This is a genomic window from Microbacterium sp. GW821-FHT01D02 (assembly GCF_059422585.1).
On sequence record NZ_JBWKXB010000005.1, the window covers coordinates 131,704 to 149,328 of the forward strand.

Genomic DNA, 17,625 nt, shown 5'->3' on the forward strand with positions numbered 1-17,625 from the left:
CGGCGTCGTCAGTGGACGGATTCTCAACGGTCACGTGGTTCCCTCGGCTTCTCTGGGATGGGTGGACGGTTCTGCGGTGCGGGTGCCGGCCTCCACGGCCGCCTCGAGCTCGTCGAGGCGGCGGGCGAGCTCGATCAGCGCGGCATCGTCGGTGGGGAGGGGACCGGCCAGCAGCGACTGCAGGGTCCCGCGGGGGATCCGCAGGCGGTCGGATGCCGCGTCGGCGACCTCGTCGGCCCCGGCGTGCACGGCGAGTCCGAGTCGGCGCGCGAGGCGGCGCTGGGCACCGTCGCGGAGGGCCTCGGCGGCGTGCGGCGCATCCGCCGCCTTGGCGGTCAGGCGCGCGCGCCCGTGCATGGTCTCGGAGGCTCGGACGGTGACGGGAAGGGTCTCGGCGACCAGAGGCCCGAAGCGCTGCCCGCGGGAGACCCCGATGGCGATGCCCGCGGTGATCAGCAGCAGGATCGCCGGAGTGACCCACGGGGGTGTGAGGCTGCCGAGGCTCGGCTCGACCTGGCCCTCGATGTCGGAGTCCGCGAGGCCGGGGACGTACCAGACGACGCGGTCGGTCTGCCCGAGCAGGGCGAGCGCGAGCGCGGCGTTGCCGTCCTCGGCGAGGGAGGCGTTGCTGAAGAGGCGGGTCCCCTCCACGACCACGCGCCGTGTGCCCTCCCTCTCGTCGATGAGCACGGCGGCGCCGTCGGCGCTCCCGAAGCAGGTCTCCACGCCGTCTGCGGGGGAGAAGAGCCGGTCGGCCCTGATCGACCCGACCTTCGCGAACTCGCCGGCCGCGCAGTCGGCGGCGACGCCGGACAGCGTCCCCGAGGCGTTCTCGCCGATGCCCAGCGTGCTCAGCAGGTGGGTGCTCGTCGAGAGGAACACGACGCGGTCGGCGGGTTCGATGAGAGTCATCATGGCGTCGTCCGTCAGCGTGTACGGATTGGACATCACGAGTGTCGTGTCCTCGTCGATCGCGGCGCGTGCCTCCGTGCGCGATCGGTGGATCGAGATGTCGACCCCCTGATCGCGCAGGATCTCGGCGAGAGCGAGGGCACCGGTGTCGTCTCGGCCCTCGGGGTCGAGGGCTCGGTGCTGGCCCGGAGCGGTCGCGGCGACCCGGAGGGCGACGAACGCGACGACCAGCACGAGGGCGATCACGATCACCCAGCCCAGGATCTTCTTCGTCCGGTTCGGCCGGCGCTCGGCGGTGGACGGCGCGGGGGCGCTCTGCGCGGTCACGGTCATGCCGGAACCGCCTCGGGCCGGCGGGCGGCGAGCCGCTCGTCGGTGGCCGTGAGCTCGCGGTAGCTCTCCGGGGTCGCCTCATGCCCGAGGTAGCGGACGTCGTCGAAGGAGACGGCGGCCCGGCGCATCGCGTCCGCCTCATCCGCGAAGACGGTGCTCGCGTCGCGGGCGATCGCCTGCGCCGTGGCTCCGGGGGCGGGGTCGATCAGGTCGCGCTCCAGCAGGCTGCGGGCGATGGCGCGATAGCGGAAGATGGTCGCGCTGTTCCAGTCGCCCGCGCGGGCGCTGCGCTCGGCATCGGAGCGCAGCTGGGCCGCCGTGCGGTCGTCGCTCGCGCCGAGGAGGTCGGCGCGAGCACGCCGGACGGCGCGGGAGCTCCGCGGCCGGCCCCAGATGATGAGCGCGGCGATCAGAGCGCCCACGATGATGACGCTCACGATGATCAGGGCCGACGGTCCGATGTTCGCGCCGTTGTCCGCGCTGAACAGATCCTCGAAGAAGCGCCCGATGTCGCGGGCCACGATGTCGAACCACGTCGGCTTCGCGTCCGCGTAGCGCGGGTTGGCGAGTTCCTCCTCCGCCCAGCGCCGCGCCTCATCCCCGTCGGGGACGTACAGATCGTCGAGACGTCGGATCATGCCGTGTCGCTGCCCGGGGCGGCCCATCCGCCGTCAGCTCCGGTGGGCGGTGTCGGCGGGGTCTGCGATGCATCCGTCGGCGCGAGGGGTGCGGGCGGAGGCGGGGGAGGGAAGGCTGCGGGGGCGGAGCCGGCTGCGGCGTCCTGCGGGGTCGGGTACCCCTGTGCCGGGTAGGGCTGTGCGGGGTACCCCTGTGCCGGGTAGGGCTGTGCCGGGTAGGGCTGTGCCGGGTAAGGCTGTGCGGGGTAGCCCTGGGTCATCATCACGTGCTCGGGCACCTGCCGCGGCGGTGGCGCCGAGCTGACCGCCCGGGACGGGTCGACGCTGAACGGATCGCCCTGCTGCTCCTCGGTCCAGCCGAGGTCGCGGCGCTCCACATAGGCGATGAGCGTCTGGTCCAGCCCCTCGTACCGCATCCGGCAGTCGAGGTAGACCAGGGCGGATCCGGTGCTCTGCACCACGAGGGTGATCGCCTGGATGACCAGCAGCAGCACCTGCGGCGCGAGCAGGGTGAGGGCGTAGCCGACGATGGCGCTGGGCTCCGGGGAGCCGGTGGGGGCGATCACCGAACCGAGGAGCGAGCTCAGCAGCGTGAGCGGCAGGCTCACGACCTGCATCGCCAGGCCCATGATCAGGCTGATCAGGAACGTCACCCCGAAGGCGACCCAGAAGCGACCGCGCGTGAGGCGCCAGGAGCGCACGAAGGCGTCGCGGAATCGAGCCCGTTCGAGGACGAGGATCGAGGGGACCAGCAGCAGCTTCGTGGTCAGCCACACACTCAGCGGGATGTAGACGAGGACGAGGACGACCACGATCAGCACGACCGCGCCGATCATCTCGACGCTGCCGCCCAAGCCTCCGGCGACGAAGCCTCCGATGACGGCCGCGGCGACGACGAAGAGACCGAACAACGCCACCACCGACAGCGACGCGAAGCCCGCCAGGCGCCAGAACGCGGGCGCCATCCGACGCCACAGCATGCGCAGCGTGGCCTTCACGCCGATCGCGGCATAGCCGATCTCCGCGGCGACGACGCCCTGCATCATCGCCGTGAACGCGATGGAGGCGAGCCCGACGGCGATCCCCGCGATCACGTTGATCCCGATCGTCCCGGCCAGTACCGCCTCGAAGTCCGGCGACGAGGGAGACACGGTCTCGAGGCGGGAGAACGTCGTGAACAGCACCACGCCCATCACGCCGGCCGTCGCGATCACCACGACGAGCTGGATGACGACGGCGAAGCCGAAGAGCACCTTCGGATTGTGTCGCAGCGCCGCGAACGCCTTGCCCAGCAGCATTCCGAAGGTCAAGGGATGGAGAGGGATGATCCCCTTCTTCGGAGCAGGCGTCCATGTCTGGCCACTCACAGGCACTCCCTCCATCGTGCGGCTCCCATCGTGTCATATCCCACGCGTGGTGCGCAGACCTGGGGTCGGCGGGACTCGGTGCCATAAGGTAACTGTTATGACCTCACGTATTCTCGTGGTCGACGACGACACCGCGCTCGCCGAGATGATCGGGATCGTGCTGCGCACCGAGGGCTTCGAGCCGGTGTTCTGTGCAGACGGTGCGCGGGCTGTCGACGAATGGCGCACGCAGCGGCCGGATCTGGTGCTGCTCGACCTCATGCTCCCGGGGATGGACGGCATCGAGATCTGCACGCGCATCCGTGCGGAATCGGGCGTCCCGATCATCATGCTCACGGCACGGACCGACACCGCGGACGTGGTCCGCGGCCTCGAGGTCGGTGCGGACGACTACATGGTCAAGCCGTTCAACCCCAAGGAGCTCGTCGCGCGCATCCGGACGCGTCTGCGTCCGACGCCCCAGGCCACCAGCGAGCAGCTGCGGGTCGGCGACCTCACCGTCGACGTCGACGCGCACGAGGTGCGCCGGGGCACGGCCCCGATCGCGCTCACCCCGCTCGAGTTCCAGCTGCTCGTCGCGCTCGCGTCGAAGCCTCAGCAGGTCTTCTCCCGCGAGATGCTCCTCGAGCAGGTGTGGGGCTACCACTACAAGGCCGACACCCGGCTGGTGAACGTGCACGTCCAGCGGCTCCGCGCCAAGGTCGAGCTCGACCCGGACAACCCGAAGATCGTGATGACGGTGCGTGGCGTCGGCTACCGTGCCGGGAGTGTCGGCTAGGAGCACGATGGCCGCGACGACAGCGACCACCACGACGGTCGCTGTCCTGCGCGACTGGCGAGGCTGGCCGACGATGCTCGGCATCCTGTGGCGCCGATCGCTCCGGTTCCGGACCCTCTCGATCACGTTGCTGGCGACGTCGCTGGCGATCTTCATCACCTGCGTGACGATGGCGCTCGTCATCCAGAGCGACCTCTTCATCTCCCGCAAGGACGTCGCGCTGGACGATGCGCGCAGGGCGGTAGACGAGGCGCAGCGGATCCTCGACGTGGCCGAGGTCGGCGACGATCCCGCCGCGCTCAGCACGCTCTGGGACAGCACCAGGGACACGCTGGCGCGCACGTCGGGCACCGACATGCTCGCCGGCTACAAGATCGACGACGGCAACGGCGTCCGTCTGAACGGCTTCGAGGCCGGACTGAGCGCATCCCTGCTGAGCCCCGAACTCCAGCGGCGCGTCGTCGAGCTCGATGACCGTCAGGCCTGGCAGTCGGTGGCACTCCCGGCGGAGGACGGGGGAGTCGTCCCCGGCATCGTCGTGGGGCAGCAGCTCCAGGTCCCGGAGGCGGGCCCGTTCGAGATCTACTTCGCCTACGACCTCGGCGATGCGGATCAGACGCTCGTGTTCGTGCAGCGCACCCTGTGGATCGCCGGGATCGGGCTCGTGGCGATCGTGGCGGCGATCTCGTGGATCGTGCTGCGGACGGTGTCGACCCCGATCATCCAGGCCGCCGAGACGAGCGCGCGACTCGCCGCGGGTGATCTCGGAGTGCGACTCGCGGTGCACGGCGAGGACGAGCTCGCGGTCCTCGGACGCTCCTTCAACGCCATGGCCGACAGCATCGAGGCCCAGATCAAGGAGCTCGGCGAGCTCTCCATGGTGCAGCAGCGGTTCGTGTCGGACGTGTCGCACGAGCTGCGGACCCCGTTGACGACGATCCGGCTGGCCGCCGACCTCCTCAACGACCAGCGCGAGGAGTTCGATCCGACCGCCGCCCGCACCGCCGAGCTCCTGCACGCGCAGGTGCAGCGGTTCGAGACGCTGCTGTCCGACCTGCTCGAGATCAGTCGCTACGACGCCGGCTCCGTCCAGCTCGAACTGGAGGCGACCAGCCTGGCGCACGTGGCCGAGGACATCATCGATCAGATGCGCCCCCTGGCCGACGGACACGGCACCGAGCTGCGGCTCGTCGCTCCCGGCGGCTACTCCCCGGTGGACATGGACCCCCGCCGGGTTCGGCGGGTGCTGCGCAACCTCATCGGCAACGCCATCGAGCACGGGGAAGGCCGCCCCGTCGTCATCACGGTCGACAGCAACCAGTACGCGGTGGCCGCGGGCGTGCGCGACTTCGGACTCGGCATGGAGCCCGAGGACGCCGAGCGGGTGTTCGATCGCTTCTGGCGTGCCGATCCCTCCCGCCAGCGGACGATCGGAGGGACCGGGCTCGGGCTGTCCATCGCCCTCGGCGACGCGACGCTGCACGGCGGCACGCTCGCGGTGTGGTCGGAACTCGGCGTCGGCACGAACTTCGTCCTCACCATCCCGCGACACGAGGGCGTGCTCGACGGACCGAGTCCGATCTCCGTCGAGCCGCAGGAGCCCCTCGCCGAGCTGGGAGACGCGACACAGCCGATCTCGATCTCCGAGATCCCGCCGGACCTCGACCTCTTCGACGAGAGGGACCGACCATGACCCGATCGACACCGGGAAGGCTGCTGCGCGGTGCGGCGCTGGCACTCGCGGCACTGGTCCTGACCGCGTGCGCGGGGCTCCCGACCAGCGGCGGCGTCAGCGTCGGGCGGGAACTCGGCCAGTCCTCGCAGGACGTGGACTTCCTGCCCGTCGCGTCGGGGCCGATCACCGGTGCCGGCCCCGAGGGCATCGTCGAGGGCTTCCTGGAAGCGGGCATCACCACGTCGGACAGCTGGGCCACCGCGCGCAAGTTCCTCTCGCCGAGCCTGCAGCGCACCTGGCGGCCTTCTGCCGGGGTGTCGGTCGATTCCGGGACGGACACCCGCACGATCACCTCCGACGTCCCCGCGGATCAGGTCGAGGACGCGGACACCGCGGAGGTGCAGGTGATGCTGGACCTCGTCGCGAGCGTCGACGAGGCCGGCGCGTACTCGGAGGCGCTCGGAGCGTCGAACATGCCGTTCACGCTGCAGCGCATGGAAGACGGCGAATGGCGCATCACGCAAGCCCCGGACGGGGTCGTGATCGACGAGACGCGATTCGTCAACGTCTACGACGGATACCCCCTGCAGTACTTCGACCTCAGCTGGTCGCGACTCGTCTCCGACATGCGATGGTTCCCCCGGAGTCAGAGCCCGGCGACAGCGGTGACGCGCGCCCTGATCGGAGGAGCCCCCAGCGATTGGCTGGACTCCGCCGTGCAGAACGCCTTCCCCGTGGACGTGCAGCTGGCGCAGGATGCCGTCCCCGTCGTCGGCCAGGTCGCCGAGGTCGCCCTCACCCGCCCCGCCACCGGACTGGATGACACCACCCTCGCCCGTATGCGCACGCAGCTCCAGGCGACGCTCAAGGCGGCCGGCGTCGCGATCACCGGTGTGCAGTTCAAGGTGGACGGACGCAGTCTCGACGCCGGAACCGTGGACGTCGTCGAGCCGACGGCCGACATCGGCACGCTCGTGCTGCAGGACGGCGCCTTCGGGCGGATCGTGGGGGATGAGATCACGCCCATCGCCGACATCAGCGACGACATCTCCGCGTTCGAGCAACCCGTCCGCTCCATCCAGGTGGCGACCGACGACTCCCGCGCCGCCGTGCAGCTCGCGGACGGTCATGTGTACCTCGCCGGCGCGGGCGACCCCGTCGAACTGGATGCCCGGCAGGGCCTCATCGAACCGTCGCTCGACCCCTACGGCTACACCTGGACCGTGCCGGCGGGCGAGCCCGGAGCGGTGAAGGCCATCGGCAGCGATGGCGCGGCGCACGATGTCGCCAAGGCCTGGCCGACCGCGTCCGACATCTCGAACCTGCGGGTCGCCGCCGACGGCACCCGGGTCGCCGCCGTGATCACCGCCGGCAAGCAGCGCTGGGTCGTCGTGGCGGCCGTCGTGCGCGACTCCTCCGGCGTCCCGGTGGAGATGGGCGACATCAAACAGCTGATCCGGATCGCCGAGCCGGCGATCGATCTGGTGTGGTTCGGTCCGGACCGGCTGGGCGTCCTCGTAGATCCGAGCGCCCCGCGGCTGCTCACCCAGATGGTCGGTGGTCCGGGGGCGGCCGAGGCGGCCCCGACCGACGCGGTGGCGGCTGCGGGAGCGCGCAGCGTGGCGGGCGTGCGCATCCTCGGCACGGGCGGACAGCTGTTCGCGCACGCGGGTTCGGCCTGGCGCGAGGTCGCTTCGGGAGTCTCGGTGCTCGGCACCCGCGTCGGGGAGTGACTCTCCCTCCACAGTGAGCCCGAGCCCGGCGTCTTCCGCGGGACGCGGCTCTCGGTGCCGAGGGGATGCTCCCGCGCCCGCAGAATCGACGGATGCCCGCAGAACCCCGACTGCTCCGGATCGGTGCAGAGGTCGCCGCCTTCCTCCTCGCGGCGACGTGCGCGGGCTGTGACGAGCCGGGAAGCCTCCTGTGTCCGCGATGTCGTGCGCAGCTGGTGCCCCGGCCCCAGGAGGGATCGACGCCTCGAGGCATGCCGTTCGCCGCGGCGCTCCCGTTCCAGGGCGTCGGCGCCCGCTGCATCCGCAGGCTCAAGGACGAGGGGGACACGTTCCTCGCTCGTCCGCTCGGTGCGGTCCTCGCTCCGCTCCTGACGCCGCGCGTGACGCCGAGCACCTGGGTCGTGCCCGTCCCGACCGCGCGGAGGGCGTTCCGCCGCCGCGGTTATCGGGTGCCGGAACTGCTCATCCGCGGTGCACGGGCCGATCCGCAGCGTCTGCTGTCGGTGACGACGAGCGCCGCCGATCAGCGGGGCCTCGGCGCGCGGGCACGGGAGGAGAACGTGCGCGGCACGATGCGCGCACGACGGCGGGGAGACGGGGCTGAGGCGGTGATCGTGGACGACGTCGTGACCACCGGGGCGACGCTCGACGAGGCCGCGCGGACCCTCGAGGCCGCCGGCTTCCGTGTCGTGGCGGCGGTCGCGCTCGCCGCCACGCCGAGCCGCGCCGGATTCGGATGAAGCTCATCGGGAACACACCGGCGACACAGCGGGACGACCCCGTGACATCCGTCGGCGGGCGGGCTACGGTTGGGGGACACAAGGCGACCACGGTCCGCCCTTGGCCGGGAGGACCGGGACAAGGAGGCAGCAATGGAAACAAGCATCGTTGGCGTCGGAGTGGGTATCACCGATCGCTTCCGAACCGTTGTCGAAGAGAAGATCGCCAAGATCCAGATGCTCGCGTCCCGAGCGCAGCGCCTGGATGTCAAGGTCACCCATCGCGTGTATCGCAACGGCCGGGTGCCCGATGAGACCGTCGAGCTGACACTGGTCGGCAAGGGCCCGGTCGTCCGTGCGGAAGCGACCGACGGCGACAAGTTCGTGGCTCTCGACCTCGCGGTCGACAAGATGTCCGAGCAGCTGCGTCGCGCCAAGGAGAAGCGAGTCGATGGTCGACAGCACCCGCGCGGCGCCCACTTCGAGAAGGGCAGTGGAGCGCTCGAGGGCATCGATGTCCAGCCGGCATCGGCTGACATCCTGCACGCGGTCGCGACCGGCAGCGTGCCGGTGCAGAAGACCGAGGACGAGGAGTACTCGCCCGTCGTCATCCGCACGAAGAGCTTCGACGCCGAGTGGATGACCGTCGAGGAGGCGGTCGACCGGATGGAACTGGTCGGACACGACTTCTTCCTGTTCGTCGATGTGCGCACCGATCACCCGAGTGTCGTCTACCGCCGCAAGGGCTGGGACTACGGCGTGATCGCCCTGAGCACTCAGGCTCCGCCGTCGGAGGCTCTCGCCTCCTGAGCGGACATGCAGAACGGCCCGACCCCGCACAGGGATCGGGCCGTTCTCGCGTTCGGCCGCCGTCGCGGCCGGATGTCAGTCGAAGATGCCGTCCAGGATGCTCCCGATCACGAGTCCACCGAGGATGCCGGAGGCGAGGTCGCCACCGCCGCCACCGCGACGGGGACCACCACCCCAGCCTCCGCCGCCGCCCCAGTCCTGATCCTGCGGGCGGGAGGAGTCGATGTCGCGCTGGGCGAGCTGCAGCGCCTCGGCGGCGAGATGAGCGACGCGACGCGCCTGCAGCAGCGCCGCCTCGCGGGTGTCCTCCGCGGGCAGCAGATCGGAGAGGTCGACCCGGAGCCGCTCGGCCTCGGCGAGCCGTGTGCGCGCGTCCGCACCGATCCAGCCGCGATGCCCGGCGATGAGGCCGCGGGCCACACCGAGCTGCCGGTCGGCGTCGTCGATCGCGTGCTGCACCTGGGGAATGCTCGGCAACGGGTTCTCGGCGCGGTGACGGGCCTTCGCGATCGCGTCGTCGAGGGCGGAGTTCGCATCGCGCAGCTGCGAGAGCTCCGCGAAGGGGTCATTCGGTCGACCTGCGGGCGTCAGCGCAGCCAGTGCCGCCTGGAGTGCGGTCACCGCTTCGGCGACGGCCGGCACCGCGGGGGCGGTGCGCGCCGCGATCAGATCGCCGCGGGAGTCCGCCACCACCTCGGCGAGGGTCGACTCGGCGCGCAGCGCCTCGATCTCGAAGTCCTCGACCGCGTCGAGCAGTGCGGAGGCGCGTCTGGTGGCCTCCGTCGCCGTCTCGAGCGCGACGTTCGCCTCTTCGTTCTGCTTCGCGGCGCGACGGCGTTCCGAGACGTCGGCGCTGTGGGTCGCGAAGCTGATGAGCTGCTCTGCCTCCGCCGCGCTGGCGGTGATCTGGTGCATCGCGGATTCCGAGTAGCGCGCGGACAGACGCGCGACGGCCTCGTTGGTCTGGGGGATCCGGGCGCTGAGGGCCGCGGCGTCCGCGCGCACCTGCGCGATGACCTCGGGCGCGCGGCGCACCTTGGAGACCGACTCCGCGAGCACGGATGTCTTCTCGTCGAGCAGATCCTGCGCCCAGTCGCACAGCTGCAGGATGCGCGCGTTCCTGGTGCGCAGCTCCTCGTCGGTGTCGGGGATCTCGTCGTGGTTCAGCTGGTGGAGCTGGAACGCCTCGCGCAGATGCGTGCGGACCGCGGCGAGCGCCTTGCGCAGGTCCGCCGTGAGCGACTCGCCGAGCTCGGCCTCGGCGAAGGCGAGCTCATCCGACGTCGTGCGGATCCGCTCGTCCGCTCCGACCAGAGCCTGCTCCGCACGGCGTGCGAGATCGGCGTCCTGTGCGGCGAGTTCTTCCTGTTCGCGTTTGCGTCTGCCCCAAAATCCAGCCATGAACCGATCCTAGTTTCCCGCGTGCCGCAGCTGGCTGAGCATCCGCTTCAGGTGGACGGTGTTCGCTCAGGGCACGTCAGGCGATCGCGGTCCGCCGCGTCAGCTCCGCCTTCCTCGGGGGAACGAGCCAGCTGACCAGTGCGATCGCGAGCGGGAGGGCGACGGCGAGCAGAGCGAGCACCAGCCACGGCATGTCCTGGATCAGCAGGGCGCCTCGCGACTGGATCGCGAACCCGATGGGCGGCAGCACGCCCGCCGCGGCTCCCGCGATCGTGCCGAACCCGGCGATGATGAGTCCCTGCCAGAACCCGATCCTCCGACGGAGCCCATCGGTACCGCCCACGGCGGAGAGCGTCGCGTCGTCGGGGCGGCGCTCGAAGCGGGCGAGGCTCAGCGCGACGCCGCTCGCTCCCAGGACGAGCACGCCGACAGCCGTCAGGATCGGGATCATCCAGAGCGTGTCGCTGGGAGGACCGTTCTCGAAGTACGGCGCGAGGACCCACTCCTCGGTGTTCAGCGCGTCCGCCTGCTCCTGCACCCGGTCGCGCACCTCCACCGGGATGGGGGCGTCGAACGACGCGATCACGAGGGACGGCTGGGCTTCCATGCCGAACTCCACGGCGGTCTCCGGGGCGATCGCCACGGCGACGGCCTGGTGGGGGAGATCGAGTTCGACGGCGTCGACCTTCCGCTCCCAGGCCGGGGCGCTGCGCGGCGGGCCGTCGGCCCAGGCGGTCCAGATGTTGTTCGGCATCTTGCCGTCGTAGGCCTCTCTGCCTGTCCACGCGCCGACGTCGATCGTGCCGTCCGTGACGTAGCGGGAATCGGTGACGATCGCGGCGCCGTCCCGATAGGCGGCGCGCTGGGCGGAGGTCAGCGTGCCGCCGAGGGCGTCGTCGATCTCATCGGCGGAGATCACCGCGATCGGGTTCGGCCGGTTCTGTCCGTTCGTGAAGGAGGACTCGGCGGTCGGGTCGAGCAGATGACGCTCCGGCATCACCGCGATGACCCTGATCTCGTCGGCGGGGACGTCGTCGGAGCTGGCGTACGTCCAGATCTCCGGCTGACGGGAGATGACGGCCGTGCCTGCTGCCCTCACGCCGTCCGCGAGCATGATGCCGGCGTCCGCCGCCTCGTCCGCGCTGGCGTCGTCGAGCGGCGCACCCGATCCGGTCTCCTCGAGGCCGATGGCGAGGGTGCCCACGGGCGCCGTGTACATCCAGTCACGAGCTGTCCCCGCGTTCTGCATGGAGATATTCCCGATCGCGAAGACGGCGATGAACACGGTCGCGGCGATCGCGGCGAAGGCGGGAACGGTGCGGGAGGAGTTCGCAGCGGCGTCCCGGGCGGCGATGCGCGCCGCGAGGCTGAGCCTGGCAAGGCCTTTGGCGGTGATCCAGAGCAGCCAGCGGCCGGAGAGCAGGATGCCGAGCTGCACGAGGATCGGCCCGATCACGATGCCGAACGGCGGGATCGTCCGCAGGGGTGAGTCCCAGGGAAGACCCGTGACTCCGATCGCGAGCACCGCGAACGCGCTGCCGATCGTGAGAGCGACGCCGACCAGCAGCAGGATCGATCCCCAGATCGGCCGCGACGCGCGGGGCGTCTGCGGACGGCGGGCGCCGCGCAGGGCGCTGAGCGTGTCGGAGCGCGCCACCGTGCGCGCCGGGAGGGCGGCGGAGGCGGTGCCGACGAGCACCGAGAACGCCAGGATCCCCACCAGCACCGGCCAGGGGACATGGAACCCCCAGAACTGGGTCGAGGACCCGTCCGCGAGCAGCATCATCGTGAGGGCGGCGGCGCCGACGCCGAGGGCGAGACCCAGCACCCCGGAGACAGCACCGAGAGCGGTCCCCTGGAGCAGGATGATCCGGCGGAGGTCGGAGGTCGACGCTCCCACGCTCGCGGCGACCGCGAGGGATCGCTGCTGGCGGCGCGCGGCGACGGCGAACGCCGCACCGGCGAGCATCACCACGACGTAGGCCGCGAAGAGGCCGCCGGCGATGAGGACGACGACCACCGTCCAGAGGGCGCCGTCGTCTGCTCCGGACCACCCGCCCCTCGTCTCGTCCGAGATGATCGGCGGATCCAGGATCACCGCCCGCGAGTACGCGACCACGCCGTCTTCATTCAGCCTTTCGACGTCCGGCCAGCTGAGCGACAGGTCGGGGAGATACCAGCGGGCGTCGCCCGAGAGCCCGGCGCTCGCCGGGAAGAAGAGCGCGGAGGTCGCATCGGAGAGGACCGCGGAGTCGAGGGTTCCGACGACGGTGTAGGTGCGCTCGTCGTCGGTGAGGACGACCTCGTCGCCGATCGCGGTCCCGAGCCGCTCGAGCGCGGCCGGGGTCGCCAGGATCTCGCGGCCGGTCCGAGGGGTGTCCCCGTCGACGACCTCGTAGCGTCCCTCGAAGCGCGGGTCCCAGACCTCGCCTCCCCACGCGGGCATTCCGGTCACGCCGTCGGGGGTCTGCACGCGCACGGTGGACTCGACGACGCGGATCGCTTCGGTGCCGGACGGCAGCACGCTGGTCGGATCGGTGAGCGGCGTCCCCTCCGGCGCATTGCCGGAGTTGTCGGGATACCCCGTCCACGTCGTGTCGGTGGGGGACTGCCAGAATCCGCTTCCCGGCAGGCCTCCGACCGAGATCCAGGCCTCCATCCGTCCCAGTTCCGCGGTCGTGCGCTCCTGTGCCGTGCCGATCATGCTCGCTCCGATGATCGCGTAGGCCGTCATGGCCGCGATCGGGAGCAGGACGAGCGTGCCGATGAGCGTGCTCGACAGCAGAGTGCGGCGCAGCTGCCGGCGGGCGAGCCGAGCGGCGACGCGCCAGCGGGCTCGCCTGCCCGGCCGTCGGGCGGAGGAGTCCGACCGGTCGGATGTCCTCGTCTCCGGTCGTTCGACGGTCGAGGTCATCGGCCGGTCCCGCTCAGCAGCACCTCGGCGGCGTCACGCCGGGTCTCGTCGACGATCCTCCCGTCTCGGAGGAACACGATCCGGTCGGCGAAGGCCGCATGGCGCGCCTCGTGCGTGACGAGGATGCCCGCCGCACCCGCATCCACACGCCCGCGGAGCATCCGGAGCACGAGTTCGCCGGTGACGGAGTCCAGCGCCCCGGTCGGCTCGTCGGCCAGGATGAGCCGTCGACCTCCGACCACGGCGCGGGCGATCGCGACGCGCTGCTGCTGACCGCCGGAGAGATCGTCCGGGTAGGAATCGAGCTTGTCCGCCAGGCCGACGGACTGCAGCGCGTCCTTTCCCGCGCGGCGTGCGACCCGCGTGCGGAAGCCGTCGAGCTCCAGGGGGAGGGTCACGTTCTCGATGGCGGTGAGCGTCGGGATCAGGTTGAAGTCCTGGAACACGAACCCGAGCGACCGCCGACGCAGGCGGGCGACGTCCGCCGCGCTCTGCTCGCTGAGGAATGCGCCCTCGATGACGACCTCGCCGGTGGTGGGTCGGGCGAGACCGCCGGCGATGGCGAGCAGCGTCGACTTGCCGGAGCCGGAGGCGCCCATGACGGCGACGAGCTCCCCGCGGCGGACCTCGAGATCGACACCCGAGAGGGCGGACACCGCGGTGGCGCCGTGACCGTACTGCTGGGTCACCCCGACGAGGCTCAGGACCGTCTCGTCGCTCACAGCGAGGGCTCGGCATCCGCGAGCGCAGCTCCGGCCTTCGCCGGTCGACCGCGCTTGGGACGCTCGGTCGCGAGCTCGAGCGCCATCGCATGCTGCGGGTGCAGGGCGAGTCGCTGCTCCGTGTGGTCGAGCCAGCGCACCTCGGCCTCCGCGGCGAAGATCATGGAGTCGACGACCAGCGCCCATGCGAGCTCCTCGGGCCCGTCCGCATCGCCGCCCGCGTACTTGGCGCGCTGGAGGGACTGCAGCTGACGGAGGGACGCGGTGCGCTGCGCCTGGATGACCGCGGCGACATCGACGCCGGGCAGCGTGGCGGCGACCGCGAGCTTGATCGCCAGCTCGTCGCGGGTCGCCTGCGTGCGCACCACGGGGGAGGAGAGCCACTGGGCGACCTCGGCGGAGCCCTCGTCCGTGATTTCCCAGTAGATGTGCCCGTGCTCGTCGGCGTCTCCGCGCTGCACGAGGCCGTCGCGTTCGAGCCGTTCGAGCGTGTTGTAGATCTGCCCGACGTTGAGGGGCCAGGTGGATCCCGTGCGGCGGTCGAACTCGTGCCGCAGCTGGTAGCCGTAGCAGGGCCCCTGGTCGAGGATGGCGAGAAGGCTCTGGCGTACCGACATGATGATCTCCTGGTGGCGTCGTCCGGAATGCAATACCGAGTATATGCATACTCGGTAACTAAAGGGTGTCGCCACGCGGATGACGCACCGGATGACCCATGCAGGCGACGTGCAGGTCACGGCCCGGTAACATGGCAAAGTATGCCTGGCGTCGGGTTCACTGACGACCGGCGATTTACCCACTGACAGGGAGATGACATCCGTGGCCAATCCTCTTGAGAAGCTGCTGCGCGCTGGCGAGGGGCGGGTCATCCGCCGCCTGAATCAGGTCGTCAAGGCAGTGGGAGCGCTGGAAGAGGACATCTCCAAGCTCACCGACGACGAGCTGCGCAACGAGACCACGGAGCTGCGTGCCCGCTACGAGAAGGGCGAGACGCTCGACCAGCTGATGCCCGAGGCGTTCGCCGCGGTGCGCGAGGCCGCCAAGCGCACGCTCGGCATGCGCGCCTACGACGTGCAGGTCATGGGTGGCGCCGCGCTGCATCTCGGCAACATCGCCGAGATGAAGACCGGTGAGGGCAAGACGCTCGTCGCGACGCTGCCGGCCTACCTGAACGCGATCGCCGGCAAGGGCGTCCACGTCATCACGGTCAACGACTTCCTCGCCAGTTACCAGGCCGAGCTCATGGGGCGCGTGTTCCGCGCCCTCGGCATGACCACCGGCATCATCGTCTCCGGGCAGACGCCCGCCGTCCGCCGCGAGCAGTACGCGGCCGACATCACCTACGGCACGAACAACGAGTTCGGCTTCGACTACCTGCGCGACAACATGGCCTGGCGCAAGGAAGACCTCGTCCAGCGCGAGCACTTCTTCGCGATCGTCGACGAGGTCGACTCGATCCTCATCGACGAGGCCCGCACGCCGCTCATCATCTCCGGTCCGTCGTCGGGCGAGGCCAACCGCTGGTTCGCCGAGTTCGCGAAGATCGCCCGCACCCTCGAGGTCGGCGAGGACTACGAGGTCGACGAGAAGAAGCGCACCGTCGGCGTGCTCGAGCCCGGCATCGAGAAGGTCGAGGACTACCTCGGCATCGACAATCTCTACGAGTCCGCGAACACCCCGCTGATCTCCTTCCTCAACAACTCGATCAAGGCCCTGGCCCTGTTCAAGAAGGACACCGATTACGTCGTGATGAACGACGAGGTCATGATCGTCGACGAGCACACCGGCCGCATCCTGGTCGGACGCCGCTACAACGAGGGCATCCACCAAGCCATCGAGGCCAAGGAGGGCGTGCCGGTCAAGGCCGAGAACCAGACCCTCGCCACCGTCACGCTGCAGAACTACTTCCGCCTCTACGACAAGCTCGCCGGCATGACCGGTACGGCCGAGACCGAGGCCGCCGAGTTCATGTCGACGTACAAGCTCGGCGTCATCCCGATCCCGACCAACCGACCGATGATCCGCAAGGACCAGTCGGACCTCGTGTACAAGAACGAGACCGCGAAGTTCGCGCAGGTCGTCGAGGACATCGCCGAGCGTCACGCCGAGGGCCAGCCGGTGCTGGTCGGAACCGTGAGCGTCGAGAAGAGCGAATACCTCTCGCGCCTGCTCGCCAAGAAGGGCATCAAGCACGAGGTCCTCAACGCGAAGAACCACGCACGCGAGGCCGAGATCGTCGCCCGCGCCGGCCGTCTGGGCGCCGTCACCGTCGCCACGAACATGGCCGGACGAGGCACGGACATCATGCTCGGCGGAAACGCCGAGTTCCTCGCGGTCCAGGAGCTCAAGGGCAAGGGCCTCGACCCCGTGGAGACGCCCGAGGAATACGAGATCGCCTGGGACGAGACCTACGAGTCGATGAAGTCCGTCGTCGCGGAGGAGGCCGAGAAGGTCATCGAGGCCGGTGGCCTCTACGTGCTCGGCACCGAGCGTCACGAGTCCCGTCGCATCGACAACCAGCTGCGAGGTCGTTCCGGACGTCAGGGCGACCCCGGTGAGAGCCGCTTCTACCTGAGCCTCACCGACGACCTGATGCGCCTGTTCCAATCGGGTGCCGCCGAGGCGATCCTGTCGCGCACGAACTTCCCGGACGATGTGCCGATCGAGTCGGGCCTGGTGTCCCGTGCGATCCGCAGCGCCCAGTCGCAGGTCGAGTCGCGCAACGCCGAGATGCGCAAGAACGTCCTCAAGTACGACGACGTCCTGAACCGTCAGCGCGAGGCCATCTACGCCGACCGCCGTCACATCCTGCAGGGCGACGACATCGCCGACCGCGTGCAGCACTTCATCGAGGATGCGATCTCCGGTGTCGTCCGCGACCACACCGGCGAGGGTCACAACGAGAGCTGGGACTTCGACGCGCTCTGGACCGAGCTCAAGACCCTCTACCCGGTCGGCGTCACGATCGACGAGGTCGTCTCGGAGGCTGCCGGTCGCAAGGGCGGCATCACGGCCGAGGGACTGACCCGTGAACTCCTCTCCGACGCGAAGATCGCCTACGAGACGCGCGAGGAGTCGCTCGGCGAGGCGGCGACCCGCGAGCTCGAGCGTCGCGTGGTGCTCCAGGTGCTCGACCGCCGCTGGCGCGACCACCTCTACGAGATGGACTACCTCAAGGACGGCATCGGCCTGCGTGCCATGGCGCAGCGCGACCCGCTCATCGAGTACCAGCGCGAGGGCTACGCGATGTTCCAGTCCATGATGGGGCAGATCAAGGAGGAGTCGGTCGGCTACCTCTACAACCTCGAGGTCGAGGTGCGCCGTGCCGGTGACTCGGACACCGCCGAGGTCGAGGCGAAGGGACTCGCCTCCGACGGCGGCGAGCAGCGTCTCGAGTACTCCGCCGCGAACGACGCCGGTGAGGTCGAGGTCCGCAACGATCGCGGTCAGGTGCAGCAGGCGGCCACCGATCGGGTGCGCCAGGCGGCTGCGCGTGCGCAGGCTCCCCAGCCCGAGCCCGAAGAGGCCCCTCGCGGTGCTTTCGGGCAGCGGACGGAGCCCGCGGCGCCCGCCGCCGGCAACCGTGAGCAGCGTCGCGCGCAGGGCAAGAAGAAGAAGTAGTC

13 protein-coding genes are annotated in these 17,625 nt (G+C 70.3%); 6 read left to right on the forward strand and 7 right to left on the reverse strand.

Annotated elements, in window-relative coordinates; genetic code table 11:
- Positions 1 to 30: 30 nt before the first annotated feature.
- From AC07VM_RS18740 to AC07VM_RS18750, 3 genes are read right to left on the reverse strand one after another with little or no spacing between them, the layout of a single operon-like run.
- Positions 31 to 1,245 (reverse strand): DUF4350 domain-containing protein, encoded by a 1,215-nt coding sequence (locus AC07VM_RS18740; RefSeq protein ID WP_494912740.1) that lies wholly within the window; start codon positions 1,243 to 1,245, stop codon positions 31 to 33.
- Positions 1,242 to 1,883 (reverse strand): DUF4129 domain-containing protein, encoded by a 642-nt coding sequence (locus tag AC07VM_RS18745; protein ID WP_494912741.1) that lies wholly within the window; start codon positions 1,881 to 1,883, stop codon positions 1,242 to 1,244. The genes AC07VM_RS18740 and AC07VM_RS18745 overlap by 4 nt, the downstream gene beginning before the upstream one ends.
- A complete protein-coding gene (locus AC07VM_RS18750; RefSeq protein ID WP_494912743.1) occupies positions 1,880 to 3,193 on the reverse strand; it encodes a glycerophosphoryl diester phosphodiesterase membrane domain-containing protein in 1,314 nt (437 codons plus the stop codon). Before AC07VM_RS18750 ends, AC07VM_RS18745 begins: the two co-directional genes overlap by 4 nt.
- Positions 3,194 to 3,347: 154 nt before the next feature.
- Here AC07VM_RS18750 and mtrA point away from each other — a divergent pair, with 154 nt between their 5' ends.
- The 5 genes from mtrA to hpf all read left to right on the forward strand — a co-directional run bounded on the left by mtrA (position 3,348) and on the right by hpf (position 8,965).
- Positions 3,348 to 4,028 carry an MtrAB system response regulator MtrA gene (gene mtrA / locus AC07VM_RS18755; protein WP_267417956.1) on the forward strand — a complete coding sequence of 227 codons (681 nt, stop codon included), beginning with the start codon at positions 3,348 to 3,350 and terminating at the stop codon, positions 4,026 to 4,028.
- A 7-nt stretch (positions 4,029 to 4,035) separates the two neighbouring features.
- Complete coding sequence (gene mtrB / locus AC07VM_RS18760) at positions 4,036 to 5,721, forward strand: MtrAB system histidine kinase MtrB (protein ID WP_267417957.1); 1,686 nt, start codon at positions 4,036 to 4,038, stop codon at positions 5,719 to 5,721.
- On the forward strand, positions 5,718 to 7,436 hold the full coding sequence (locus AC07VM_RS18765) for an LpqB family beta-propeller domain-containing protein (protein ID WP_494912745.1): 1,719 nt from the start codon (positions 5,718 to 5,720) through the stop codon (positions 7,434 to 7,436). Before mtrB ends, AC07VM_RS18765 begins: the two co-directional genes overlap by 4 nt.
- 92 nt (positions 7,437 to 7,528) lie before the next feature.
- Positions 7,529 to 8,176 carry a ComF family protein gene (locus AC07VM_RS18770; protein WP_494912747.1) on the forward strand — a complete coding sequence of 216 codons (648 nt, stop codon included), beginning with the start codon at positions 7,529 to 7,531 and terminating at the stop codon, positions 8,174 to 8,176.
- Between the two features lie 132 nt (positions 8,177 to 8,308).
- The gene (gene hpf / locus AC07VM_RS18775; protein WP_267417962.1) at positions 8,309 to 8,965 is read left to right on the forward strand and encodes a ribosome hibernation-promoting factor, HPF/YfiA family; all 657 of its coding nucleotides are present in this window, start codon (positions 8,309 to 8,311) and stop codon (positions 8,963 to 8,965) included.
- Between the two features lie 75 nt (positions 8,966 to 9,040).
- Here hpf and AC07VM_RS18780 read toward each other — a convergent pair whose 3' ends face one another.
- The 4 genes from AC07VM_RS18780 to AC07VM_RS18795 all read right to left on the reverse strand — a co-directional run bounded on the left by AC07VM_RS18780 (position 9,041) and on the right by AC07VM_RS18795 (position 14,619).
- Positions 9,041 to 10,366, reverse strand: a complete 1,326-nt coding sequence (locus AC07VM_RS18780; RefSeq protein ID WP_494912749.1) for a coiled-coil domain-containing protein — start codon at positions 10,364 to 10,366, stop codon at positions 9,041 to 9,043.
- A 76-nt stretch (positions 10,367 to 10,442) separates the two neighbouring features.
- A complete protein-coding gene (locus AC07VM_RS18785) occupies positions 10,443 to 13,280 on the reverse strand; it encodes an ABC transporter permease (RefSeq protein ID WP_494912750.1) in 2,838 nt (945 codons plus the stop codon).
- On the reverse strand, positions 13,277 to 14,002 hold the full coding sequence (locus AC07VM_RS18790; protein WP_267417965.1) for an ABC transporter ATP-binding protein: 726 nt from the start codon (positions 14,000 to 14,002) through the stop codon (positions 13,277 to 13,279). The genes AC07VM_RS18785 and AC07VM_RS18790 overlap by 4 nt, the downstream gene beginning before the upstream one ends.
- Positions 13,999 to 14,619 carry a PadR family transcriptional regulator gene (locus AC07VM_RS18795; protein WP_267417967.1) on the reverse strand — a complete coding sequence of 207 codons (621 nt, stop codon included), beginning with the start codon at positions 14,617 to 14,619 and terminating at the stop codon, positions 13,999 to 14,001. Before AC07VM_RS18795 ends, AC07VM_RS18790 begins: the two co-directional genes overlap by 4 nt.
- 202 nt (positions 14,620 to 14,821) lie before the next feature.
- Here AC07VM_RS18795 and secA point away from each other — a divergent pair, with 202 nt between their 5' ends.
- Positions 14,822 to 17,623 carry a preprotein translocase subunit SecA gene (gene secA, locus AC07VM_RS18800; RefSeq protein ID WP_494912753.1) on the forward strand — a complete coding sequence of 934 codons (2,802 nt, stop codon included), beginning with the start codon at positions 14,822 to 14,824 and terminating at the stop codon, positions 17,621 to 17,623.
- Positions 17,624 to 17,625: the final 2 nt, after the last annotated feature.